The sequence below is a fragment of the Enorma timonensis genome (assembly GCF_000321165.1).
In the GTDB taxonomy this organism is placed as follows: Bacteria; Actinomycetota; Coriobacteriia; order Coriobacteriales; family Coriobacteriaceae; genus Enorma.
This window is the reverse complement of the sequence record NZ_CAPF01000091.1, coordinates 1-1,590: the sequence shown is the minus strand read 5'-3', so window position 1 is coordinate 1,590 and position 1,590 is coordinate 1. Positions and strand designations below refer to the sequence as shown.

1 protein-coding gene is annotated in these 1,590 nt (G+C 70.6%); it reads left to right on the top strand.

Translation table 11 applies throughout. The features are described from left to right. Positions 1-252: 252 nt before the first annotated feature. Complete coding sequence (purM, locus tag BN423_RS09565; RefSeq protein ID WP_019240028.1) at positions 253-1,377, top strand: phosphoribosylformylglycinamidine cyclo-ligase; 1,125 nt, start codon at positions 253-255, stop codon at positions 1,375-1,377. Positions 1,378-1,590 lie beyond the last annotated feature (213 nt).

The following is a 1,590-nucleotide window of genomic DNA, read 5'->3' as shown; positions in this document are numbered from 1 at the left end:
TTTCGACGATTTTGGGAACGCGGTGTGCTCCGGGGCGCCAAAACCACCGCGAATTGAGCCTCTTCGAACCCCGCGCACGAATCCCGCCCCGCCGCTGGCCCCGCGCGCCGGGTTCCGTCCTGCAACCAGGTCGCCCGCCCCGCGCCCCGCCCGCCTTCCGTGAGTCCTCGGTGCGTTTTCGGCGCATGCGCCCGGGGCACATTCAACCTGCTATGATGGCAGAACGGTCATTCTTTCGGAAAGGATCTGCGCATGAGCGAGAGCCGCGAGCATATCACCTACGAAGACGCCGGCGTCGACACGGCCGAGGGGGGTCGCGCGGTCGACGCCATCAAGCAGATGGTCGCCGAGACCGCCCGTCCCGAGGTCATCGGCGGCATCGGTGGGTTCGGCGGCCTGTTCTCCGCCGCCGCGTTCAAGGAGATGGACGACCCCGTGCTCATCTCGGGCACGGACGGCGTGGGCACCAAGCTCGTGCTCGCCCAGCTGCTCGACCGCCACGAGACGGTGGGCCAGGACCTCGTCGCCATGTGCGTGAACGACATCCTCGCGTCCGGCGCGGAGCCCCTCTTCTTCCTGGACTACATCGCCATCGGCCACATCGAGGCCGAGCGCATGGCCAAGATCGTCAGGGGCGTCGCGGACGGCTGCAAGCTCGCGGGCTGCGCGCTCGTGGGCGGCGAGATGGCCGAGCACCCCGGCGTCATGCGCGCGGACGACTACGACCTCGCGGGCTTCGCCGTGGGCGTCGTCGACCGCCCGCGCATGCTCGACCCGCAGAACGTGCGCCCCGGAGACGTGATCCTGGGCCTGCCCTCGTCGGGCATCCACTCCAACGGCTATTCGCTCGTGCGCAAGGTCGTGGGGGTGGACGGCATCGAGCCGGGCACGCCCGAGGCCGCCGCGAAGCGCGCGGAGCTCGAGCAGCCGCTCGAGGAGCTCGGCGGCGCCTCGCTGGCCGACGCCCTGCTCGCGCCCACGCGCATCTACGTGAAGCCCGTGCTCGAGGTGCTGCGCGGCGAGGCCGGCTCGCGCGTGCACGCCATCGCGCACATCACGGGCGGCGGCATCACCGAGAACCTCAACCGCGCGCTGGCCTCGGACGTCGACGCGGTGGTCGAGCGCACCACCTCGCCCGAGGGCTTCGCGATGGGCTGGGATGTGCCGCCCGTCATCTCCTACATCGCCCGCGCCGCCGGGCTCTCGGCCGACGAGGCGTGCAAGACGTTCAACATGGGCGTCGGCCTGTGCGTGATCTGCGCCCCCGAGGACGAGGCCGCTGTGCGCGCCGCGTTCGAGGCACAGGGCGAGCATCCGTTCCGCGTGGGCACGTGCGTGCCCGGCTCCGGCGAGGTGACCTATTCCGATGAGCGCTGATCGTAAAAATACCCCAGGGGTTTTTTCACATAGCATGGACGAGCACCGCGAAGAGATCGAGGCGGCCGACCTGCCCCCCGAGGCGCTGCCGCGCGACTTCTTCTTCTCGAGCGACGTGGACAGTGAGCTCGCGCGCGCGATGGCCGAGGCCGGCAACCCCGCCGCCCGCCGCGTCGTGGCGCCGCTCGCGCCCGGCAACAACGAGATCCAGCG

Bases quoted from the DNA above. Each gene is read 5' to 3' on its own strand.
- purM (WP_019240028.1), top strand. From the start codon at position 253: ATGAGCGAGAGCCGCGAGCATATCACCTACGAAGACGCCGGCGTCGAC.